Source organism: Paraburkholderia sp. (genome assembly GCF_035501035.1).
Taxonomy (GTDB): Bacteria; Pseudomonadota; Gammaproteobacteria; order Burkholderiales; family Burkholderiaceae; genus Paraburkholderia.
Window position 1 is genome coordinate 1 of record NZ_DATJWR010000345.1, and the last position, 21,811, is coordinate 21,811.

23 protein-coding genes and 2 pseudogenes are annotated in these 21,811 nt (G+C 64.7%); 10 read left to right on the forward strand and 15 right to left on the reverse strand.

Going from position 1 to position 21,811, the window contains the following annotated elements; translation table 11 throughout:
- Positions 1-400 (reverse strand): response regulator transcription factor (locus VMJ11_RS25300; protein WP_325622901.1); only part of this gene is annotated, 400 nt, incomplete at its 3' end.
- A gap of 78 nt (positions 401-478) precedes the next feature.
- Positions 479-1,468: a hypothetical protein gene (locus tag VMJ11_RS25305; RefSeq protein ID WP_325622903.1), complete on the reverse strand. Its 990-nt coding sequence runs from the start codon at positions 1,466-1,468 to the stop codon at positions 479-481.
- Between the two features lie 396 nt (positions 1,469-1,864).
- Between VMJ11_RS25305 and VMJ11_RS25310 the strand changes: the two genes are divergently transcribed.
- Together VMJ11_RS25310 and VMJ11_RS25315 are read left to right on the forward strand one after the other, a co-directional pair.
- The gene (locus VMJ11_RS25310; protein WP_325622905.1) at positions 1,865-2,458 is read left to right on the forward strand and encodes a hypothetical protein; all 594 of its coding nucleotides are present in this window, start codon (positions 1,865-1,867) and stop codon (positions 2,456-2,458) included.
- Between the two features lie 83 nt (positions 2,459-2,541).
- Positions 2,542-3,309, forward strand: a complete 768-nt coding sequence (locus VMJ11_RS25315; RefSeq protein ID WP_325622907.1) for a response regulator — start codon at positions 2,542-2,544, stop codon at positions 3,307-3,309.
- Positions 3,310-3,390: 81 nt separating this feature from the next.
- On the opposite strand, the gene VMJ11_RS25320 is transcribed toward VMJ11_RS25315, so the two are convergent.
- From VMJ11_RS25320 to VMJ11_RS25335, 4 genes are all read right to left on the reverse strand, one after another.
- On the reverse strand, positions 3,391-4,041 hold the full coding sequence (locus VMJ11_RS25320) for a flagellar basal body L-ring protein FlgH (protein ID WP_325622909.1): 651 nt from the start codon (positions 4,039-4,041) through the stop codon (positions 3,391-3,393).
- 143 nt (positions 4,042-4,184) lie between these two features.
- Entirely contained in the window at positions 4,185-4,994 is an 810-nt protein-coding gene (locus VMJ11_RS25325; RefSeq protein WP_325622910.1) for a hypothetical protein, read from the reverse strand.
- A gap of 14 nt (positions 4,995-5,008) precedes the next feature.
- Complete coding sequence (locus VMJ11_RS25330) at positions 5,009-5,191, reverse strand: DUF6726 family protein (protein WP_325622912.1); 183 nt, start codon at positions 5,189-5,191, stop codon at positions 5,009-5,011.
- 47 nt (positions 5,192-5,238) lie between these two features.
- Positions 5,239-5,424: a hypothetical protein gene (locus VMJ11_RS25335; protein WP_325622914.1), complete on the reverse strand. Its 186-nt coding sequence runs from the start codon at positions 5,422-5,424 to the stop codon at positions 5,239-5,241.
- A 537-nt stretch (positions 5,425-5,961) separates the two neighbouring features.
- Between VMJ11_RS25335 and VMJ11_RS25340 the strand changes: the two genes are divergently transcribed.
- On the forward strand, positions 5,962-7,158 hold the full coding sequence (locus VMJ11_RS25340; RefSeq protein WP_325622916.1) for an NnrS family protein: 1,197 nt from the start codon (positions 5,962-5,964) through the stop codon (positions 7,156-7,158).
- A gap of 343 nt (positions 7,159-7,501) precedes the next feature.
- Positions 7,502-7,918 (forward strand): annotated as a pseudogene (locus VMJ11_RS25345) (GlcG/HbpS family heme-binding protein).
- Positions 7,919-8,139: 221 nt separating this feature from the next.
- Here the strand turns inward: VMJ11_RS25345 and VMJ11_RS25350 are convergent.
- Both VMJ11_RS25350 and VMJ11_RS25355 read right to left on the reverse strand, forming a co-directional pair.
- The gene (locus tag VMJ11_RS25350; protein WP_325622918.1) at positions 8,140-9,390 is read right to left on the reverse strand and encodes an MFS transporter; all 1,251 of its coding nucleotides are present in this window, start codon (positions 9,388-9,390) and stop codon (positions 8,140-8,142) included.
- A gap of 166 nt (positions 9,391-9,556) precedes the next feature.
- On the reverse strand, positions 9,557-10,492 hold the full coding sequence (locus tag VMJ11_RS25355) for a LysR substrate-binding domain-containing protein (protein ID WP_325622920.1): 936 nt from the start codon (positions 10,490-10,492) through the stop codon (positions 9,557-9,559).
- A 100-nt stretch (positions 10,493-10,592) separates the two neighbouring features.
- Here VMJ11_RS25355 and VMJ11_RS25360 point away from each other — a divergent pair, with 100 nt between their 5' ends.
- Positions 10,593-11,621, forward strand: a complete 1,029-nt coding sequence (locus VMJ11_RS25360) for an alpha/beta fold hydrolase (RefSeq protein WP_325622922.1) — start codon at positions 10,593-10,595, stop codon at positions 11,619-11,621.
- Positions 11,622-11,630: 9 nt separating this feature from the next.
- Here the strand turns inward: VMJ11_RS25360 and VMJ11_RS25365 are convergent, their stop codons facing one another.
- Positions 11,631-12,281, reverse strand: coding sequence for a FadR/GntR family transcriptional regulator (locus VMJ11_RS25365; protein ID WP_325622924.1), 651 nt, complete (start codon positions 12,279-12,281; stop codon positions 11,631-11,633).
- Between the two features lie 226 nt (positions 12,282-12,507).
- Here VMJ11_RS25365 and VMJ11_RS25370 point away from each other — a divergent pair, with 226 nt between their 5' ends.
- Genes VMJ11_RS25370 through VMJ11_RS25385 form a run of 4 tightly spaced genes read left to right on the forward strand, consistent with a single transcriptional unit; the run spans position 12,508 to position 17,645 of the window.
- A complete protein-coding gene (locus VMJ11_RS25370; protein WP_325622926.1) occupies positions 12,508-14,292 on the forward strand; it encodes a gamma-glutamyltransferase family protein in 1,785 nt (594 codons plus the stop codon).
- A 33-nt stretch (positions 14,293-14,325) separates the two neighbouring features.
- Positions 14,326-15,738 carry an MFS transporter gene (locus VMJ11_RS25375; protein WP_325622928.1) on the forward strand — a complete coding sequence of 471 codons (1,413 nt, stop codon included), beginning with the start codon at positions 14,326-14,328 and terminating at the stop codon, positions 15,736-15,738.
- Positions 15,739-15,768: 30 nt separating this feature from the next.
- Positions 15,769-16,311: a GAF domain-containing protein gene (locus VMJ11_RS25380; protein WP_325622930.1), complete on the forward strand. Its 543-nt coding sequence runs from the start codon at positions 15,769-15,771 to the stop codon at positions 16,309-16,311.
- Positions 16,312-16,337: 26 nt separating this feature from the next.
- Positions 16,338-17,645 carry an MFS transporter gene (locus tag VMJ11_RS25385; protein WP_325622932.1) on the forward strand — a complete coding sequence of 436 codons (1,308 nt, stop codon included), beginning with the start codon at positions 16,338-16,340 and terminating at the stop codon, positions 17,643-17,645.
- A 15-nt stretch (positions 17,646-17,660) separates the two neighbouring features.
- Here the strand turns inward: VMJ11_RS25385 and VMJ11_RS25390 are convergent, their stop codons facing one another.
- The 5 genes from VMJ11_RS25390 to VMJ11_RS25410 all read right to left on the reverse strand — a co-directional run bounded on the left by VMJ11_RS25390 (position 17,661) and on the right by VMJ11_RS25410 (position 20,575).
- Positions 17,661-18,092: a GFA family protein gene (locus tag VMJ11_RS25390; protein WP_414694467.1), complete on the reverse strand. Its 432-nt coding sequence runs from the start codon at positions 18,090-18,092 to the stop codon at positions 17,661-17,663.
- 82 nt (positions 18,093-18,174) lie between these two features.
- Positions 18,175-18,480, reverse strand: a complete 306-nt coding sequence (locus VMJ11_RS25395) for an NIPSNAP family protein (RefSeq protein ID WP_325622936.1) — start codon at positions 18,478-18,480, stop codon at positions 18,175-18,177.
- 71 nt (positions 18,481-18,551) lie between these two features.
- Positions 18,552-19,061 (reverse strand): DUF1697 domain-containing protein, encoded by a 510-nt coding sequence (locus VMJ11_RS25400; protein ID WP_325622938.1) that lies wholly within the window; start codon positions 19,059-19,061, stop codon positions 18,552-18,554.
- A 63-nt stretch (positions 19,062-19,124) separates the two neighbouring features.
- Complete coding sequence (locus VMJ11_RS25405) at positions 19,125-19,841, reverse strand: Pr6Pr family membrane protein (RefSeq protein ID WP_325622940.1); 717 nt, start codon at positions 19,839-19,841, stop codon at positions 19,125-19,127.
- Between the two features lie 323 nt (positions 19,842-20,164).
- The gene (locus tag VMJ11_RS25410; protein ID WP_325622942.1) at positions 20,165-20,575 is read right to left on the reverse strand and encodes a hypothetical protein; all 411 of its coding nucleotides are present in this window, start codon (positions 20,573-20,575) and stop codon (positions 20,165-20,167) included.
- A 349-nt stretch (positions 20,576-20,924) separates the two neighbouring features.
- Here VMJ11_RS25410 and VMJ11_RS25415 point away from each other — a divergent pair, with 349 nt between their 5' ends.
- Positions 20,925-21,140 carry a DUF3079 domain-containing protein gene (locus VMJ11_RS25415; RefSeq protein ID WP_325622944.1) on the forward strand — a complete coding sequence of 72 codons (216 nt, stop codon included), beginning with the start codon at positions 20,925-20,927 and terminating at the stop codon, positions 21,138-21,140.
- Between the two features lie 177 nt (positions 21,141-21,317).
- On the opposite strand, the pseudogene VMJ11_RS25420 reads toward VMJ11_RS25415, so the two are convergent.
- A pseudogene (locus VMJ11_RS25420) lies at positions 21,318-21,425 on the reverse strand (LysR family transcriptional regulator); the annotation flags it as partial.
- Positions 21,426-21,811: the final 386 nt, after the last annotated feature.

The window sequence follows — 21,811 nt, forward strand, 5'->3', positions numbered from 1 at the left end:
GTTCGCGCGCTTCGGGCGCGCTCGGCGGCACCGCGCCATGACGGCGCAGTACAGTTTGAATACGCAACAGCAATTCCTGCGGATCGAACGGCTTGGCGACATAGTCGTCCGCACCGAGCGTGAGGCCCGCGATGCGGTCGGCGACCGCGCCGCGTGCGGACGCGAAGATCACCGGAATGTCGTCGCCTTTCGCACGCAGGGCGGCGAGGGCGCGCAGGCCGTCGGTGCCGGGCATCATGACGTCCAGCACGACGACAGCAGGCCGCTCGCGTTCGAGACGCTGACCGAGATGCGTGCCATCGTGCAGGACCGAGGCTTCGAAGCCGTTGGCCCGCAGGAAGCGGGAGAGAAGATCGCGCACGACCGGATCGTCGTCGACGATGAGAACGTGTGGACTCATCGTCATATTTTATTTGATGTCGACCGCTGGCAGAACAGCGCGAGCTCTCCGATTTCTTGCCTGAGCTTACATGCGTGCTTATTTCAGCGCGACGGCGCCTTGCTGACCGGGCGAGTCCGCGGCGCGAGCGGGTTCCGCCGAGGCAACGTCGGCGCAGGTGGCCGCGTTTGCGCCGGGTTGTGGCTGCGTTTGTGCCTTCGCTTGTCCGTCCGCTTGTGCGTTCGCTTGCGCGGCCTGATGCGTGAGCGCCTGCGCCGACGTCAATTCCGCCGCGCTATTGCCCGCGCTGCTCGCGGGCTGTGCGAGCGGCGCGTCGATGGATGCCATGCCAGCGGCTTTCGCAAATGCGCTATTTGCGCCGGCCATCTTCGCTGCCATCGCCGAGGCGTCGGCTTGCGTGGAAAGCGCAGCGTCCTCACCCGGAACGCGATGCGCGTGCACTTCGGCGAGGCGCTTCTGGCGGGCGTCGGCAGCGACGCCGCTTGGCATCTTCTTCAGATGCAGTGGCGCATTCGCTTCGGCGGACGCGAGTTTCGCGCCTGTTTTCGCCACGCCCTTCGCGCCTTCCGCGGAAGAGGCGGGTGCCGAATCCGGGCTCTTCGGCACCGCTGCGATGCCCTTCATTTCGAGCACGGCGTCTTGTGCGGAAGGCGCCAGTTGCTGGTCCACGACCCCCTCTTTAACGCGTTGAGCGGAGGCCTGCTTGCCGTGCTTGAGATCCGCCTCGAGCTCGGCGATGCGGCGATCGTACCAGTCCGTCACGCATGCCTTGTCCTTGCAGTTGTGCTGGCGCCATTGCCATTGGCTCACACGGTCGGCTTCGAGCGCGGCGCTGTCGGTCGTCGCGTCGAATGCCTTGTGATAGAGCGCGGCCAATTGATCGTCGAGCGCGGAGAGCGTGGGGTCGTTGCACACGAGCCGCTCGGAGGCGGACGCGTCGTGCGGACAGCGGAAGCTCGCGGCGTGCGCGAGCGGCGAGCCGGCGAGCGCCGCGCAGAGCGCGATCGCAGCAGCGCTCAGGCCACGATTGAAATGTTGGGCGCAGCGTGTTGTCTGTTCTCGGTTCATGGCAGGCATGATGTTGTTGAAATGGCGGGAGACGACGGGCGGCTCGTCCGGCGTCGCCACGGCGCATGGCACCGCGATGAGAAAGATAGCGCAGCGTTTAACAGGCAATGTCGCGCTGAACGGGCAAAATGCAGTGCCGCTTACGAAATATTGCATCGCGCTTCTGCGTGGTAAGCATCACGCCGCGCCCGGCGAGCCGAACTCACGCAAAGCGCCCCACGTCGCCGTTCAACGCTTACTGGGAGAGAGAGTTGCAAAGAAGTGGGAAGCGGCGTTCAACATTGGCCGATGTCCCGGCTATCGCGTGCACGACTCCTCACCGATCATGCAAGACGAAATCTGCCGGGCACATGTCGTGTTTCGCGCAGCTCATCAATGCGCCGGGAATCCGCCTCCATGCCACACGAATTCGTTTCACTCGTCAGCCGTGCGCGAACGGCGAAACTCGGCGCGGCGCTCGGCGCGGCGCTCGCGCTCAACGGCTGCGCATGGACGTTGATTACGGCCGCCGATGCGACTGGCTCCGTGATTCAGGCGGGTTACGCGGTGGCATCGAATTACTCGTCGCCGAGATTCGTGACGGGCCGGCCGGTGAATCTCACTTCGATCTGCATCGAGAACAATCCAATGGTCACGGCCGCGGATTTCGTGCCTTCGCTGCAGCTCGTGCTCGCGCAGCGCGGCGTGAGCTCGGACGTCTACAGTCCCGGCACCGAACCGGTCAATTGCGCGGGGCGTCTCGTCTATAACGCCTCGATCGAATTCGGCAGGCCGCCGTTCGGCGACGATAGCCGCGCCTATCTCTCGACGATCAATCTGGCCATCTTCACGCACAACCATATCGCCGTGACCGCGCGCTATGAAGTGCGCGGGCTCGGCACCGACCGCTATTCGAGCGCGGCGGTGAAGCTCAAAGGGCTGGTGGAAAACATGGTGGTCGACCAGACGCAACTGGGCGGCTCGTTCGAGTCCGCTGCGAGCGGGCAGTAATCTTTCGCGTCGCGGTGGCTCAGGAAAGGAATGGAAAGGCGAGGGGCCTATGCCGGTCCGTTTTCGTCCCTTACGATTTGTGCATGGCAAATAATATCTTTCTCGTCGACGACGATCCGGTCGTTCGCGACGTTACCTCCGAGTACCTGCAGATGCGCGGCTTTTCCGTCACGACGCTGCCGTCTGCACGCGCCATGCAGTTGCGGCTGCGCTCCGAGCGGCCACAGGTGATCGTGCTCGACATCATGATGCCGGAGGTGGACGGCATCAGCGCGCTGCGCGCACTGCGTGAAAGCGGCGACGATCTGCCGGTCATTTTGCTTACCGCGCGTAACGAAGTGATCGACCGGGTGCTGGGTCTGGAATTCGGCGCCGACGATTACGTGGGCAAGCCATTCGATCCGGGCGAACTCGCGGCGCGCATTCGCTCGGTCATGCGCCGGCGCAGCATTGCGAGCCTCACGGGCGCGCCGGAAAGCCGCGCGTCGTTTCGCTTCGGACCGTTCGAGCTTGATTTCCGTTCACGCGAACTCTGGCGCGACGAAGAGCGCATTTCACTGCGTTCGAGCGAATTCGCGTTCCTGAAGCTGTTCGTCAATCACGCAATGACGATTCTTTCGCGCGAGCGCATCATCGAAAACGTGTACGGCGAGGCGGGGCGTTATCGCAACCGCAGCCTCGACGTTGCGATCTGGCGCTTGCGCCGGCTGATCGAAACCGATCCGTCCGAGCCGCGCTATCTGCAGACGGTATGGGGACACGGTTACGTATTCGTGCCGGACGGCGAAGCGGGCTTCGCGGAGCGCTTCAGCGAGTATGCGGGCGCATTGCCCGGCGACGATGAAGACTGATCGCATTCGCGTGTGCGTCGATAAAAAAAAGCGGCGCGCCATCGAGGCGCGCCGTGCGTGCATCAAGCACAAGGGACAGGGTTAGAACGTCAGCACGCTCAGGAACATGCGCTGCAGCCAGCCGACCGTGGTGGCATCGTTGAGCATGCCGTGGCCCAACTGCTCGATGCGCGCATTGGCGATCTTGCTCGAATCCACGTAATTGTCTGCTTCCACGTCGTTTGGATTGACGATGCCCGAAAGACGCAGGCGCTGATGCTCGCCGCTCATCGCAATGATCTTTTCTCCGGAGACCACGAGATTGCCGGTAGGCGTCTTGCTGATGACCGTGACGGCCAGCGTGCCGGTCATGTCGCTCGTGAGCGAATGGCTGCCGTTGCCGTCGAACGTAGTCGAAGCGGAGCCGACATTGAAGAGCCGTGCGAGACGTGCCGCCGCGCCGGTCGACTGGTCGGCGGCGGTGGCCGTGATCGCGCTGTCACGCTTGGCTGCGGCGCTCGTGTTGTCCGTGCCGCTGTAGTTTTCTGCGAGCCGGATCGTGAGCACGTCGCCGATGCGCTGCGCGCGCGGTGTTTCGTAGAGCGCGATGGCCGTGCCCGGCTGATAGATCGAGCCGCTCGTGTTGACGTTCAGCGGAGGCTCGGCGAGCGGCGGCATCATTGGGGTGTTGACGATCGACTCCGGCGCGGCGCAGCCTGCGAGCGTGGCGGCGAGCGATGCACATGCCAGCATGCCCGGCAACACCTTTGAATGAGCCAGGCGGCGAACGCTATAAACCAGGGACTCCGATTGAATGTATGGCATGGCGGAGAAGCTGATGCGAGAGTGATTGATCGGATTCGTTGGGGGCTTGCTGAGGTTGGCGCGCGCTGCGTTCAGCCTTCGTCGAACTGGCTGATTTTCATCGTCTTTTCAATGCCCCTCGTGCGCAGACTCGCGGGCTTGAGCAGGTAGGTGAGCGTGGCGCGATCGCTGTCGGGCAGCAGGCAGATCGTGATCGTGCTCGACGCGTTCTCCCACACGAGCAGCGGTAGCGAAGGCGCGCCCAGCACGCGCGGCGCGCCGTAGCGGGAAGCCAGCAGATCGCGCAGATCGAAGGCGGTCATGCGGTCGACGGCGAAGGACATTTCATAGAGACGCAGCGGGTCGCCGGGAGACGCGTGCGCGAAGCGCAGGACATGGTCGGCTGCCGGCACGCCGTCCACGACGGCACGCGAGGGCGTCCAGCCTTGCGCGGTGTGGTGCGCCCAACGGCAAGCGACCGTGAGGCTCGCATAGCTCTTGATCGTCATGCCGATGTCTTCGCCCGCGGCGTCGGTTTCGCAGAGCAGTTCGCTCTCGTGCGGCGTCGCGCGCACCATGTTCGTTTCGCGTAGCGCGCTCAACGCGATGCCCAGCGGAATGCCGCGAAACGCAAAGGGCGTGTCGTCCTGCGCGGCGATGCGCGCGCGCGTGACCGATGCGAGCGACGGTGTGCGCCGTTTCGTTGCCGCTTGCGCGGTGTTCACAGGTGCGGTGCGCGCGGGCCCATTGCTCGCAGGCGAAGTGATCGCAGGCTCGTCCGCTTTTGGGTCGGCGAACGGTTGCACGCGTCCTTCGAAATACGTGTGCGCACGTGCGGGCGAGAGCGGTGCGCCCGTACACGCCGCGCAGAGCACGTAGGCCATCAACGAAGCCCGTTTCATCGCGTGAATCTCGGTCAGTCGACCGCAGCCGCGCACGCGTCGAATGGCACGGCGGCGGGATGACCGACCACCGGCACGATTTTCAGCGTCGCCGAGGCGATCCGGCATGGAAAGGCCACCGCCGCGCAGCCTTCGAGCGGCAAGGCAACGCAGGCGAGTGCAATGACGCACGCCGCGCGCACGACGTGCGAGGGCATGCGCATCGGTTTGCGCGACCGCGGGACCCCTTGGCACGGCGAAGTCGTCATGCGGTGGTATTGATGTTGTGGCCGAGCGGACCCACCGGCGTTGTCGGATGCACGGTTTCCGGCTGCGGGGTGGAGTTGCCGACCGAGCTTCCTGTGCCGGAGTTCTTGTTGTTGCGGCTGTCGTTCAGCGACGTCAAGGAAGACGTGTGCGCAACACTGCTGGAGCCGATAGGGCTGGTCATGGCGTGCCTCCTTGGCAGAGTGATTCAAAAAGGGGGGCGCGCCAACAGGGGGGAAGCGCGCCCCGCGTTACGCCGAAGGGGGGCTATCGGCGAGCGGCGACGCAATCTTCGCGTCTGCGCGGCTTCGATGAAGCAGGAATCAAGCGGGCCTTTGACCGGTGCCTTACGAGTCCTTGCGAGGGCATACGAATGTGCAAGAGTGGTGCTCTCAAGCCGTGGGCAAGGCGGACGGAAAGTGCTAAGCACTGCGAATGAGAGGCCTGGATGCGCGGGCGATTAACTCGATCATCGGAGCGATTCCTGTCACCGGGTTCCGCTAGTTCGAAGTTGTGCGCCGCAATTCGGAATAGCGGAGTCCGCGCACCTTTACATCGAGCTTTCCATCTTTCGAGTGCGTAACCGGCGGATCACGCCGTTTTTTCGAGGGCTTGCTTGCCGGTTCTCCACCGCTTTTGTGTCGGACGAAATGCCGCAGCAGCATTCCTGTGCCGGTCCATATAAGATGCATAAGAAATGAATATATTCGTGGGAGCCGCCATGAACGTCTATCGAATCGAAGAGCCCACTCCGAGGTCCCGGGGCGGTTTCGCGCTGTGGGCGCTCGGCTTCCGGCCGTTCTACCTGGGTGGTGCACTCTTTGGCGGCGCTGCGCTGCTCGTCTGGCTGGCCGCCTGGTCCGGCCATCCGTTGCCGGGCCTCAGTTCGTATCTGCCCGGCATGTTCTGGCACGTTCACGAGATGATCTTCGGCTTCGGCGCGGCGATCGTCGCGGGTTTCCTGCTGACCGCCGTGCGTGCATGGACTTCGATCACGCCCGCGCAGGGCAAGTCCCTCACGGCGTTGTGGTTGCTTTGGCTCGCGGGGCGCCTCGCCGTAGCTTACGGGCCGCCTGCAGTTGCGGCCGTGGTCGACAGCCTGTTCCTGCCGGTGTGCGCGCTCGTTTTGCTGCGCGTGCTCGTCCACGCGAGCAATCGCCATAACATCTTCTTGCCCATTGCACTCGGCTTGCTGGCCGCCCTGAATGTCGCGTTCCATCTTTCGATGCTGAACGCGCGCGCCGACTGGGCGCTGCACAGCGCCTATCTCGCCGTGGGCATGCTCGTGTTGTTCATCACGATCATTGGCGGTCGCGTCATTCCGTCGTTCACGGCGAACGCCGTGCCCGGCTACGCATTTCGGCGCTGGGACGCGGTCGAGCGCGCGGTGTTGCCGCTTGGCGCACTGGCGTTCGTGCTCGACGCCACGCTCGGCCCTGGCGTGCTGGTCGCGGCCGCCGCATGCGCGGCGGCGTGTGCGCAAGGCGCGCGCCTCCTGGGCTGGCAGCCGTGGCGGGTCGGCAACCGGCCGATCCTCACCATCCTGCATGTCGCCTATGCGTGGATACCCGTGGGCTTCGTGCTGCTGGCGCTGTCCGCGCTGGGTCTCGTCGCACATACGCTGGCGATCCACGCTTTCACGGTGGGCGCGATCGGCTGCGCGATCATGGCGATGATCACGCGCACCGCGCGCGGCCATACGGGGCGCAAGTTGGTGGCGGGCGGCATCGAGATTGCCTGCTATGGGCTGCTCGTGCTCGCCGCGCTCATTCGTGTGCTCGGGCCGTGGTTCGTCCCGCAGTGGGTCACCTTCTGGATCGATGCGTCCGGCGGCTGCTGGGCCGTCGCTTTCGCGGCGTATTGCTGTCGTTACGCCGGCTGGCTCATGGCGCCGCGCGCCGACGGGAAAGAGGGCTGAAGTTCGGGCGCGTCGGGGGCGATAACATGAGGCGCACTGAGCATTCCTTTTTATCAGGATCCCGAAAGAAATCAAGCAGGATCGAAAGCTTCAGAAAAGTACATCGTTGACGATACACGGACCTTGCAGGCGTGGCATCATGCGAGTCTGTTGCTTGACGAGGGGCCGGCGCGCGTCGCGACTTGGGCCAGCCGATGAAGGAGGTGCAATGCATCATCCTGTTCAGATCGCAGGCATGGCCTGCCTTGTCATTGCCGCCGCCTTGACTAGCGTGTCGGCCCAGACAGTTTCCCCTCCCATGGCGTCCGCATCGGCGCCTGCCGCGGGCGGCGTGCCCGAGCGCATGCCTTACGACATTCCTTGCGGATCGCCTGTCGGTCTCGAGGTCGCGAAACACCTGCTCGCTCTTGCGGAAGCCGAGGCGCGCAAGCATGACTGGAAGATGAATAACGCCCTGGTCGATCCACACGGCGATCACGTTGCCTTCGAGCGTATGGATGGTGCGCAATATGCGTCCGTCGAGGTCTCCCGGAACAAGGCGCGCACTGCAGCGCGGTTTCGCCGCGAGACGCGCGTGTTTTACAACTAGTTCGAGAGCGGCCAGGCTTACGTGGCGACGCTAGACAAAGAGCTCGTCGCTTTGCCCGGAGGCTTCCCGCTCCTTGAGAGCGGCAAGGTGGTGGGCGCGATCGGTTGTAGCGGCGTCACGGGCGATCAGGATGCGATGGCATGCAAGGCCGCGGCCGATACCATGAAGTGACTGCGCCATTCGTTGGCGCGCAAGGCTACATCGCGAACGTCTGGGCGGGCCCGCAGGCCCACGAAGGTGTCACCCGCAGAAAGAAAAGCTGGTGAGCAACGCGAGCAGCGTGGACGGCCGCAACCAGGCCTCGAACGTCCACGCCGCAATCGCGAAGACGCCGAGCATCACCGCCGTCATTGAGGCGACTCTCATTGTGCGATGCGATTGCGCCTGGTGGCTCATGCGGCCTGCCATGCTGCGTCGCCGGGGCGCGCCACGCGTTGATCGTCGATCGGCAGATGCAGAACGCCGGCAATCACGCCGAGCGCAATCGAGCCGTACCACAGCAGATCGTACGAATGCGTGGCGTCGAACACCACGCCGCCAAGCCATACGCCGAAGAAGCTGCCGAGCTGGTGCCCGAAGAACACGAAGCCGAACAGCGTCGTGATATAGCGCACGCCGAACACCTGCGAAACGACGCCGTTGGTGAGCGGCACCGTGCCAAGCCAGATGAGCCCCATGACGAACGAGAACAGATAGAGACTCGCGTGCGTGAGCGGCAGCGCGATGAAAAGCGCCATTGCGCCCGTGCGTACGAAATAGATCGCGCAGAGCAGATACTTGCGGCGCAGAAAGCCGCCTGCATAGCCGCAAAGGAACGTGCCGAGCGTGTTGGCGAGCGCGATGGTCGCGAGCGCGATGCCGGCCTCGCGTGCGCCGAGGCCGCGATCGAGCAGCCATGCGGGCAGATGCGCGGTGATGAAGGCGAGCTGGAATCCGCAGGCGAAAAAGCCGATATTGAGCAGCCAGAAGCCGCGGTGCGAGAGCGCTTCCTTGATGGCGGCGCGCAGAGATTGGTCGTCGCCTGCGTGAAGGACGCCATGCATGCGCGGCGCGGGCGTATCGCGCAACCATCGGGCGAACGGCGCGGTGGCGGCCACGATGGCCGCGAGCACGACGATTGCCGCGACCCAGCCGAAGCGGCCGATCATGCCCTGCGCGAGCGGCACCATGCAGAACTGCCCGAGGCCGCCGATCGTTCCCGCAACGCCGAGCGCCCAACCGCGCCGCTCGGGCGCATAGAGCCGTGAAAGCGCACCGTAGACCGCGCCGAACGCGGTGCCCGACAACGCAATGCCGACGAGGAGGCCGACCCCCAGGGTGTAGAGCCCCGTCGTCGCGGCATGCGCCATCACGAGCAAACCGAGCGCATAGAGCGCGGTGCCCGCCAGGATCACGCGCGCGGAGCCGAAGCGGTCGGCGATCATGCCGGTGAGCGGTTGCGCCACGCCCCACAGAAGGTTTTGCAGCGCCAGCGCAAGGCCGAACGCCTCGCGCGACCAGCCGCGATCGAGCGTGACGGGAATCAGGAAAAGGCCCTGCACGTTGCGCACGCCGAGCGCCGCGCCCATGACGATGCCGCCCGCTATCACGGGTAGCCAGCGTGTTTGCCATTGCGCCTGGCGGGTTCGGACGGGTTCGCTCATGTTCGCTCCCTGGCGCATGCGCCGCGTGTGTCGTGAAGGGGGCGGGCAGAAGGCGCGTGAGCGCTTTCGCCGCGAGGCCATTAAAGCTCTCGCGCAGCGCGTGTTCAAGCGAGTAATGGGTGAAATTCGCATGCGCCATGCTCATGCGAACGCTCGCGATGACACGTCAGACCGGGGACGACATGCCAGCTTCGCCGCGAACCGCGACGCGGCTTTCTTCGCAGATCCAATCGATTACCGCGCGCACGTCGGCGCGCGGAGTGTCTTCGGCTTGATCGAGAAAATAGGCGTAGCCGGAAGCGCGGCCCAGGCCATGTTTGCCGATGATGGCGAGCCGCCCGTCGGCGAGCATCGGTTCAACGAGCGCGCGGCGGCCGAGCGCCAGGCCGCGGCCCGCGAGCGCGGCTTGCACGACCTGGTCGTATTGATTGAAGCGCAGCACGCCGCGAGGCCGCGCGTCGGCGAGACCGAGTGCGCCGAGATGGTCCGCCCAGCGCAGCAGCGGCCGCCGCGGCCCGTCGAACTCGATCAGGGCGTGGCGCGCGAGCGTTGCGGCGTCCAGCTTCGCGACGCGCAAGGAAGGGTGCGCGACGGGCACGATTTCCTCGTCGAAGAGGCGTATCGAAGCGGGCGCCGCGCTGCGCGCGCTAGCGTAGCGGATGGCGAGATCGATGCCTTCGGCGCGCAGGTCGAGCACCTTGTCGGTGGCCGCTACGCGCAGGTCGATATCGGGATGGCGCTGCTGCAGCGCGCCGAGGCGCGGCAACAGCCAGAGCGCCGCCACGCCGATGCTCGCCGTGATCGTCACGGGCTGGCGCGCGGCGCCGAGCGCGAGTGCCTCGAATGTTTCCTGCAGTTGCTGGATCGCGCTGTCGGCGGTGCGGAACAGACGCTCGCCCTCGGGCGTGAAGGCGATCGAGCGATAGCCGCGATTGAAGAGGCTCAGGCCCAGCGTCTCTTCGAGTGCGGCGATCTGGCGGCTCACGGCCGATTGCGTGAGGCAAAGATCCTGGGCCGCGAGCGTGATGCTCATGCGCCGCCCGACCGCGACGAAGCCGCGTATCAGGTCGAGCGAGACGAGCCGGACTAGCGGGACTGCCATGCGTGCTCCTCATGCGAAGAATGCAGGAAGATTGATTGAGCGCGCCTGCGCAGTCAAGTGAAATGGCGAATCATGATTTGCGCGCGCGGGGGAATCTCACATGAGCCAGGCAGATACGCAGCAGGGCGCCGTTTGCGAACCGCAGCCGTTCACGGCGGTAGCCACCGACGGATACCCGATTCACGGTTTCGTCTGGCGCCATGGCACGCGCATGCTAGCGGGTGCGCCGCGCCCCGTCGTCATCGTCAATGCGGCGACTTCGGTGCGCTGCCGTTACTACTTCCGCTTTGCCGCCTGGCTGCATCGGCACGGCTACGACGCGATCGTCTACGACTACCGAGGCATCGGCGAGTCGCGCCCGGCCAGTCTTGCGAGACTTTCGGCAAGCTGGGTCGACTGGGGCGAGCAGGATTTCGAGGCGGTGCTGCGCCATGCGGGCGCGGCGTTTCCCGGGCAGCCCGTCGACGTCGTCGCACATAGCATTGGCGGCTTCGTCGTGGGGCTTGCGGCTTCGAATGATGGTATCCGGCGTGTATTCACGGTGGGCGCGCAATACGCGCACTGGCGCGACTACGCTTCGCCGCGCAAGCTCGTCATGCTGTGGAAGTGGCACGTCGTGATGCCGCTGCTCAGCGCGCTGTGCGGGTATTTTCCCGCGCGGCGGCTCGGATGGATGGAGGACACGCCGCGCGGTGTTGCGCTTTCGTGGAGCCGCGGCGCGCGCAAATTCGAGGACACCTATCGGCATCCCCCGATCGCTCGCACGAGCGCGGAATGCGCTGCGCTCGTGCAGCGTTTCGCAGCGTTGCGCGCGCCGCTGCTGGCCGTGAGCCTGACTGACGACGAATTCGGCACGGTGCCCGCCATCGAGCGGCTTTTGCGCTACTTCGTTGGCAGCCGCGTCGTACATCTGCGCATCGCGCCGGCGGATATCGGCGTGGCGCGTATCGGGCATTTCGCCTTTTTTCACCGTCGTTTCGAGGCGAGCCTGTGGCCGATCGCGCTGCATTGGCTCGCGTGTGGCACGCTCGCCCCGCGTGCGCCGGGGCGCGTCGTTTCCGCGCGTGACGCTATCGACGAGACGCGGGCCGGGCGCCTGGGCGAGCATCCAACGCCGTTGGGAGCGTGAATACCGCAATCAATGCGGCGCGCCATACCACTGAACATTCATCAGATGCTCGCGCATGCAGCGCGCGGCGGTTTCGCCGTCGCGGGCCAGGATCGCGTCGACGATGGCCTGGTGCTGTTGCGCGAAATGTCGGCGGGTGGCCTGATCGGTGGTCTTTTCGCGCTGGGTCGGCTTGACCCGCATGCCGTTGATGACTTCCATCAGCGCGATGATCGCGGGATTGCGCGAGGCCTGAGCGATCAGCAGATGAAAGCGCTGGTCCCATAGTTGCCACTCCTCATCGTTTTTCGCCGTCGCGTTCCTTCTCGCGCACTTCTCCAGTTCGCTCAGATCCTCGGGCGTCGCCTTGGTCGCGGCAAGTCCGGCAAGCGCCGGCTCGAACATGAGGCGCATTTCCGCGATGTCGGCGGGGCTCGTGCGCGAGCGCAGGCCGCGCAAGGTGGGCCCGAATTTGAGCGGCCGCGCGCCCAGATACGTGCCGCGACCCACGCCGCGCCAGATTCTCCCGGAAGCCTCCAGCGAGGCAAGCGCTGCGCGCAACTCCCGGCGGCTCACGCCCAGGTCTTCGGCGAGCTTGCGTTCAGGCGGCAGCGCGTCGCCGTCCTTCAACTGGTGTTGCGCAATGTAGGCGAGCAGGGCGTCGAGCACGGATCTTTCCATGATGCGGAGTGAACCAATAAGAATTGGTTCAATTCTAGCAGCCAGGCACTCGCGCGCAAAAGGCGGTTTCGGCGAATACGCGGAAACTCGGGAATTCTGCGGCCAATTTAAGGGTTAACACCGGGTGCGGCCAATAATCCCGCTTTGTAAGCTGACGATACACAGTTTTGGTACCAATCATGAATGGTTCGATCTCGCTTCGGGCCTGTTGCAGAGGGAGTGGCAGATGTCGTTCACAACGCGCCCGGAGCTGATCGGGACCTTCGGGATGGTGGCGTCGACGCACTGGCTGGCCAGCGCATCCGCCATGGCGGTGCTCGAGAAAGGCGGCAACGCCTTCGACGCGGCCGCCGCAGCCGGCTTCGTGCTGCAGATCGTCGAGCCACACCTGAACGGCCCCGGCGGCGAGTTGCCGGTCGTGTTCTATAGCGCGCGAGAAGACCGCGTGCGCGTGCTCTGCGGCCAGGGGGTGACGCCCGCGACCATGACGATCGAGCGCATGCGCGGGCTCGGCCTCGAAGTGGTGCCCGGCACCGGGCTGCTGCCGGCCGTGGTGCCCGGCGCGTTCGGCGCCTGGATGATGATGCTGCGCGATTACGGGCAACTGCCGCTCGAAGACGTGCTGAGCTATGCGATCGGCTATGCAGAGCACGGTTATCCGGTGCTGCCGCGCATGTGCGCGTCGATTCTCGCCATCAAGGACTTCTTTCTCAGCGAGTGGACGACTTCCGCCGAGCAGTGGCTGCGCGACGGGGAGGCGCCTGCGCCTAACCAGCTGTTCGCCAACCCCGCGATTGCGGCCACCTACCGCCGCCTCCTTCGCGAGGCGAGCGCCCGCAGCGATCGCGCCGAGCAGTGCGAGCTCGCGCGGACGGCGTTCTACCGCGGCTTCGTGGCCGATGCGATCGACCGGTATTTCCGCTCGACGGACGTGCTCGACACCTCGGGCCGCCGCAATCGCGGCCTGCTCGACTCGGACGATCTCGCGCGCTGGGAGCCCACCTACGAGGAGGCGCTCTCATACGAGTACGCGGGCCTGCGCGTGCACAAGACGGGGCCGTGGGGCCAGGGGCCGATGTTCCTGCAGCAGCTGGCGCTGCTCAAGGGCTTCGATCTGGGTGCAATGGACCCGTTCGGGCCGGACTTCGTGCACACGGTGATCGAAACGTCGAAGCTTGCGTTCGCCGACCGCGACGTGTTCTACGGCGACCCGCGTTTTGCCGACGTGCCGATGCAAACGCTGCTCAGCGACGCCTACAACGACGAGCGCCGGCGCCTCGTCGATCCGCGCCACGCTTCGTTCGAATTCCGCCCAGGGGCGATCGGCGACAGCGAAGCGCGCGCGGCGCGCATCCTCGCCAACGCGGGCCGGCAGCAGCCGGGCGGCTTCGGGCAGGGCGAGCCGACGTTCGCGCCGCTGCCTGAATTGCGTGGTGACACCGTTCATCTCGACGTGGTCGACCGCTGGGGCAACATGGTGTCGGCCACGCCTTCGGGCGGCTGGCTGCAGGCGTCGCCCGCGGTGCCGGGTCTTGGCTTCAACATCACCACGCGCGCACAGATGTTCTGGATGGAAGAGGGCCTGCCGTCGTCGCTCGGGCCGGGCCGTCGCCCGCGCACGACGCTCTCGCCTACGCTCGTCACGCGCGAGGGCAAGCCCTATGCGGCGTTCGGCACGCCGGGCGGCGATCAGCAGGATCAGTGGTCGATGCAGCTCTTCCTGCGGCACGTGCACGCGGGCATGAACCTGCAGGCAGCCGTGGACGCGCCTTCGTTCCAGACCGCGCATTTCCCCGGGTCGTTCTATCCGCGCTCGATGCAGCTTGGCAAGATGTCCGCCGAGTCGCGCTTTCCCGAGGCCACGCTCGCCGAGCTGCGCGCGCGCGGCCACGACCTCACCGTGGCCGAGCCCTGGGGGCTGGGCCGCGTGTGCGCGGTGGGCATCCGCAACGGCCTCATGCGAGGCGCGGCCACGCCTCGCCAGATGCAGGCCTACGCGATCGGGCGCTAGACAGGCGCCGCGCTCAACCGGAACCCACCCAACATGTCCGCCGTCGCCGCCCGCCTCGAAAGACTGCCGCTTGCCGGCTTCCATCGCAAACTGCTGCTGATCGGCGGCCTCGGCTACATGTTCGACGGGCTCGACTCGTCGTCGCTCGCGTTTTTGCTGCCGGTCGTGAGCAAGCTCTGGCATCTGACGAGCGCCGAGACGGGACTCGTTGCGAGCAGCACGTATATCGGCTACTTTTTCGGCGCATTTCTCTCGGGCGTGCTGGCCGACGTGATCGGCCGCCGCCGCATCATGATGAGCGCGCTTGCCATCTATTGCGCGGCTTCCATGGCGAGCGCGAGCGCGCACGACTGGCCCACGTTTTTCGCGCTGCGCGTGGTCGCGGGTTTCGGCTCGGGCGCGGAAACGGTGGTGATCGCGCCATTTCTCGCCGAATTCGTGCCGCGGCGCTACCGGGGCATGTTTTGCGGCGCGCTGGTCGGCTTCATGTCGTTCGGATATCTAAGTTCATCGATTCTCGGCTATACCGTGGTGCGCAATTTCGAGGACGGCTGGCGCTACCTTGCGGTGCTGACCTCGCTGCCAGTGGTGATGCTGCTCTGGTGGCGCAGGACGTTACCGGAATCGCCGCGCTGGCTCGAAAGCCGTGGGCGTTCCGCCGAGGCCGACAGTATCGTGAGCGCGATCGAAGCGCGCTACGAGAAGGCGGGCGTCGCGCTCGCGCCGATCGCCTCGGTGGGCCCGATTCCTGCGGCGGCGCAGGGCAGCGGCCGCGCGCTGCAGAACGTGCTGACGCTGTTCTCGCGCCGGCTGGCGGGCACGACGGCGGTGAGCTGGCTAATGTGGTTCTCCGTGGCGTTCGCCTACTACTCGTTTTTCTCGTGGATTCCGAGCCTGCTCGTCAAGGAAGGCCTCACGCTCACGAAGAGCTTCGGCTATTCGATTGCTATCTACGGGGCGCAGATTCCCGGCTATTTCTCGGCGGCGTGGCTCAATGAACGCATCGGCCGTAAGGGCGTCGTGGCGTCGTACATGACGCTCGGCGGGCTCGCCGCGATCGCGCTTGCGTTCTCGCATACTGGCGTGCAGATCATGGTGGCGGGCGTGTGCCTTTCGTTCTTCATGAATGGCGCGTTCGCGGGCGTCTACGCCTATACACCGGAAGTCTTCCCGACGGCCGTGCGCACGACCGGCACCGGGTCTTCCTCGTCGTTCGGCCGTATCGGCTCGGTGAGCGCACCCATCCTGGTCGGCCTCGTGTATCCGGCTTTCGGCTTCTTCGGCGTGTTCGCGATGACGACTAGCGTGCTGCTCGCGGGCGCCTGCGTGGTGTTCTTCCTTGGCATCGAAACCCGCAACCGGTCGCTCGAAGACATCGAGGCGAGCAGTTCGAGTGAGCGCTTCGACGCGAACAAGCCGTTCGCTCGCGACGGCCTGCATGGCTGAGCGCCGGCCTACCCAATTTCGTAAATCCCTATGCAATCCTCACTTTCCATCGAGAACGAACCGCAAGCGCGGCAGCGCCAGAACGCCGATATCGCGCGGCTTGCGCGTGTCATTCGCGCGCCCGGTCAACCGGCCGCAATATTCCACGAAGTGTGCGCCATCGCCGCCGAGGCCATCGGTTTTCGCCTCTTCACGATCATGGCGTACGACTCGCAGCGCGAGGAGGTGGAGCGCGTCTTCACGAACATGCCGGAGGTCTACCCGGCAGGCGGGCGCAAGAAGAAAAGCGGCACGGCCTGGGCGAAGCGCATTCTCGCCGACCTCGAACCGTTTCGCGCGACGACGCCGGAGGGTCTGCGAGATGCCTTCGATGACCACGCGGTGATGACCGCAATGGGTCTGGGCTCGATTCTCAACATTCCGATTGCGTACGACGGCCGTTGCGTCGGCACGATGAATCTCACGCACGAGGAAGGCTGGTATACACCGCACGATGAGGAAACGGGCTTGCTGCTCGGTGCGTTCCTCGTGCCAGCGCTCGTTGCGCGCGGCCTGTCTTCAGCTTCACGTTAAAGCCCCTATTCGCAGGACCTTCGGCCATGACAACAACGACATCCCCACGAAACGCCAACCGCTGGCTGCTCGTCTTCGCGCTTGGCTATCTCGCGCTGCTGGTAGACGGCGCCGACGTCATGATGTATGGCCTCACGCTCACGCGCATCAAGACCGAATTCGGGCTGACCAACGTCGAGGCCGGCGCGCTCGGCAGCCTGACGCTACTCGGCATGGCGATCGGCGGCATTCTGGGCGGCTGGGCAAGCGACTCGCTCGGGCGCGTGCGCGTGGTGGTGTGGGCGATGATGCTGTTCTCGGTGGGCGCAGGGCTGCTCGGTCTCACGCACAGCTTCCTTGAATTCGCGATTGTGCGCTTCATCAGCTCGATGGGTATTGGCTGCATGGTGCTGGTGAGCACGCTGGTGGCCGAATACGTGCCGATGGCGCGACGCTCGCTGATACTCGGCATGCTGCAGACCGCCATTTCGGCCGGCTATATCACGGTGATCGCGCTCAGCAACTGGATCTTGCCGCACCACGGCTGGCGCATGCTGTTCTACGTGGCGGTGGCGCCCGTGTTCCTCGCCGTGGCGATCCACTTCTTCGTGCCGGAGCCGCCGAGCTGGCGCGTGAGCGAGGCGGCGGCGCGCCCGAGTGGCCGCCGCTGGCACGACAACCGCTATGCGCTGATCTTCGCGGACGTACAGGCGCGCAGGCTGTTCATTCTCTGGTCGCTTGCCTCGGTGTTCGCGCTCTCGGGATTCTATGGCTTGAACAACTGGCTGCCGACCTACCTCGAAAGCGAGCTGCACATCAAGTTCAGCTCGATGACCGGTTACATGACCGCGACCTGGGTGGTCGCCTTCATCGGCAAGATCGTGGCCGGCTGGCTCGGCGACCGCTGGAGCCGGCGGGGTGTGTATGTCGTCGGCTGCATTGGCGCGGCAATCTTCCTGCCCGTGATCGTGATGTTCCATACGCGCGAGAACATCTCGTGGCTGATGCTCGTGTTCGGTTTTCTCTATGGCGTGCCGCTCGGCACGATCGGCACCTTCATGTCGGAGAGCTTCGAAACGCGCATTCGCGGCACGGCCGTTGGCGGCTCGTATAACGTGGGACGTTTCTGCTCCGGTGCGGCGCCTATCGTGATCGGCTATATCGCCACGCAGTTTTCGATCGGCATGGGCTTTCTCGTGGTCGGCGCGGTGTTCTTCCTGAGCGGCATGACGGTGCTGTTCATCCCGGACCGCCTGCACGATACGAATGCGGGAGATTTGGGAGAGGCCGCGGGTGGGGAGGAGCGGCAGGGTGCTCTGGCTGGCGCGGCCGGAGCGGCGGCCGGCAGGGGGTGACGCGTCGCGAGGCGGTTACGATGCTTCGTACTGCGGACCGTCCCGGCCGTCGAGGTATTTCGGCAGCGCGTCCGTCACGTCGATGATGCGGTGCCGGTAAAACAGATGCATGGTCGGTGCGAGCTTTGCATCGAGCGATCCACCCGTTGCGCGGGCAGTCATGGCGTTGGGAACCACGCGCATGCCGAGACGATTGCTCCCGAACAAGACCTCGCCGCACGTGCTGCAGAACGCCTTTGAGAGCTGCTTCGCTGGGTGCTGGAAAATGCTGCAAGCGCCGTTGGCGATCCGCACCGCTTCCTCGTGCCATGCGGTTGCTGAGAGCATGGTGGTGCCGTAGAAGTCGCGACACGAGGCGCAGTGGCAATTTGCCCGCGCTGCGGGCTGCCCGTGCAGGTCGACGCTGGTCTTGCCGCAAAGGCAGCTAATGCGAATCGGCATGATCATCTCACCGGTTGATGTTCAGGCGAGGCATTGTACCGGTTGAGGCGCGGCGCGGCGGTTGCGCGGCGCCGCGAGTCGCCGTTGGTTACGACAAAACCGGCCTGAAGAAGCTCCGTTCGTAACTCACGATGCAACGCGTATCGGCGGCATAGCGAAACGCCGCCTGGCATGCTGCGTCGTTCATCGAATCGGTACGGTACGCTTCATACGCTGCGAGGCTCGGAAACGAAAACAGCGCGAGCGCAACGTTGTTGGCGCCCTCGGAAGGCAGGAAGTACCCGTGGTGCTTGCCGCCGAACTTCTCCACCAGTGGAATCCACATTTTCGCGTAGGTTTCGAATTCTTCGAGCCGGTATGGATCGATCACGTAACGGAGATAGCAGGTAATCATGATGGGCTTGTCGGGCGATTGAACGTGGACCTTGCACTGTGTTGCTGATGGCGGCGCATGTCAAGCGTCGGCTATTCCCTTGCCATCTCCAGCAGCTTCGCCACGGTATTCATGTTGCGCGCCGTGCCGTCTCTCGCCGCGGGAATCTTGAGCTTCGAGCGTCCGATGCCGTCCTGGTAATGCACGTAGATTTCACGCACTCCTGAAGCGATGGTTTCCGTTTGCTGGCCGCTCACACGGTCTAGCGCGTCGGCGGGCGGGGGAGCATCGAGAAAAATCGCGACCGTGCGATCCGGCGCGGCGTTGCGAAACGGGTTGCCTTCCAGCACCGCGGCGAGTTCGTCAGCGGAACGCACCAGCACGCCGACGGGCTTGCCGGCATAGGCATCGAGACGCTGCTCCAGCTTTTTCTTCACCGACGCCTCGGCAAGGCGGCTCTCGAACACGACATTGCCGCTCGCGATATAGGTGCGCACCTGCGTGAAGCCGAGCGCTTCGCACATCGATCGGAGTTCGGACATGGAGAGCTTGCCGGTGCCGCCGACGTTCACGGCACGCAGGAGTGCGATATAGATGGACATGAGGGCGGGGAGTGTCTCTCTTTGCGTTTATGTTGCGAGTCGCTCTTGCGCTGGCTTGGCGAGTTATTCAGGATGTCGAAGGTTTTGATCGTCGCGCGCGTCGTACACCAGGGCAGCTGGCCGCCGCCGGGCGTTGATGGCTGCGAAAACTGCCATCAACACGACGAACGCCGCGAGCAGCAGCGCGCTGTTGACGAGCACGTGTGCATAACCGAGCTGGTCGACGTCGATGAACGGGTAGGGATAGAAGTCCGTCACGCTGCCGCGCCAGAACGTGATGGCGAGATAGCCGAGCGGATAGACAAACCACGCGAGACGTTCGCGCGGCGTGAGCTCGAAACGTGGCACGAACAGCAACCAGTACGCCGCGCAGAGCAGCGGGATGAAGCTGTGCAGGCTCTCGTTGAGCAGTGCGCGATAGCCGTGCGGCGTCCAGAGGTGCCGCAGCAGCACGTTGTAAGCCATGCCGACGAACACGATATACACCGTTACCGCGCTCACGGCGGCCGGCCCGCTGAGAATGCGGCCCGGCCACGCGCGCACGCGCAGCGCGACGCAGGTGAAGCACAGGGCGACGAGGAGCACCGTGAGGTTGGTCAGGTAGGCCGCGAGCCGCCCGATTGCTTCGAGGGTATCGAAGCCGCGCAACGCCATGCGATGGATCGTGATGTCGGCTTGCGCGGCGAGCGCGCCCCAGGCAAGGAGCGCGATCGCGCTCGCCATCGCTATGGCGTAGAGGTTCGGCGGCGCTTCGGCGGCGGGCAGCGGCGGGCGGGACATGGGCCGATGGTAGCGTACAAATAGTCATCAAGCGCCACCCCGACCAGAGCGCTACTGACCAGGACGCGCTGGAGACACCAGCGGCGCCAGCGGCCTAGGCATGGGGCTCATATTCTCGCCTCGCAATTCGGCAACATGCAGCCCGTGAAACGCGTCAGTTGAAGCCCGGACGCCCTTTGCGAAGTCGTGAAAAAACAGTTGCAAGCGCTAGGTGAAAACCCTATACTTGATCCGTCTCCTCCATGTCTCCTCCTGATATGGATTCAGCCCGCCCTCTCTGGCGGGCTTTTTGTTTTCTGGTGCCCGATCGCTTGGTCCGGGTGTCACTGCTTCACAAATACGAAATCACACTTGCGTGCGGTCGTGCGCGAACCGCTACCCGAGGTCGCGTCGAATTGCGCGCTGACCTCGTACGTATAGGGCGTCCGCTTGTCCACATGCCCCACCGCGTAGGCTGGCGCATTCGTCAGCCCCTCTGCGATCAGCGTGGCCGATCCGTCGGGTTCGACCTTGCCGTCCAGCGTGAGCCAACCAGCGGTATCCCTCACGCCATGTTCGCCGTGCAGGACGTTTTCCTGGATTTCAACGGGGAACTGATACATGTAGCCCCATGCGCCGTCGGGAGCCTTGGGGCAGGTGAGCGTCACGCTCCAACTCCCATCGAAGGTTCCCGCTGCGTGCGCCGGCAAGCCTGCGAGGCTTGCCCAGACGGTGGCGCATTGCGCGATGAACATCAATTGACGTGCGCCCATTTCCGCCCCCTTTATTTGGTATCTGCCGCCATGTTGATGGCAAGCGGCATACCGGTCTGGACGCCGCCGCACAATGCGGGGCGCGACGGTCCGGCGCCTGATTCGACTTCCCATCAGCGCCCCTCCCGATCAGGTATCGCAACTAACTGTCAAGCTCGGGCAGAGCCCGAAAGTCTGGTGAGTGCATCCGCAAAACGTGCGCCCATCGTCATCCATCAAAATCTGCGACCAGGACGATTGCCGCAGGCAGCGGATGTGGCAACGCGTCTCTGGTCGAAGCGGCTGCACGGGCTATATGGGTTTGATTACCTGGCGCCAGCCGCCGCCCATTATGGCCAAGAAGATACCCCTCCACCCGAAGCACCCCGAGCGCGTTTGCTGGGGCTGCGACCGCTATTGCCCGGCCGGGTCGCTCAGCTGCGGCAATGGGTCGGACCGCACGCCGCACCCCATCGAACTGCTCGGCGAAGACTGGCTCGAATACGGCGACTGGGGCTTAGAAGCACAGGCCGATCCGAGCGGCGCCCCGCAAACCGCTCCCCGCTGATACCGCGTTCAAAGCGCCCGCACGCCGGGCGCTATCTCATCGCCTGGCGAGGTTGTGTCTGAACTTGCTGCCGTCGATGGCGACGGCAGCTTGCGTGAAGAGCTTCAGGTCGCGGCATATACAGAGGTACAACAGTCGTATTCTTCGTGAAATGGCGCGCAGCACCTTAGGTCATTCTCAAGGTGAAACCCTAAACAGCTGAACAACTACACCACGCAGCCAGCGATTCCCGGACTCGTGGTGACACCTCGCATGCCGGTATTGCCGGACTGCGAAGCCATCCACGAGCCTGTTCGAGCCGTTGCGCAGCCGCGCCCGATTCGATGGTGACGTGCGCCGCCGAGCGGTACTGCTTCAAATCGGGAGCCCGAGAACGTGCGTGGGATGCTGGTTCGTCAGGCGGACGTTCGAAGACATTTTTGTGAGCTATCCACCTTCAAGACGCCGGGACGTCACGAATTCACTGACTTGCTCAGCACATCCAGCACATCAATAGGCACTAAGAGACAGCGATCAGCGATGTTGCAATAAATTTTCTACCATAGGCGCATTAGCTACGGAAACCGTTGCTACCCGCGCGCCCGGCAGATGGGACCAGCGGACGCAGCGCTGGCATACGGCGTTCGCCTGGCAAATACCGGCGTTGGAGCACGTGGCTCGCCCGCCATGTG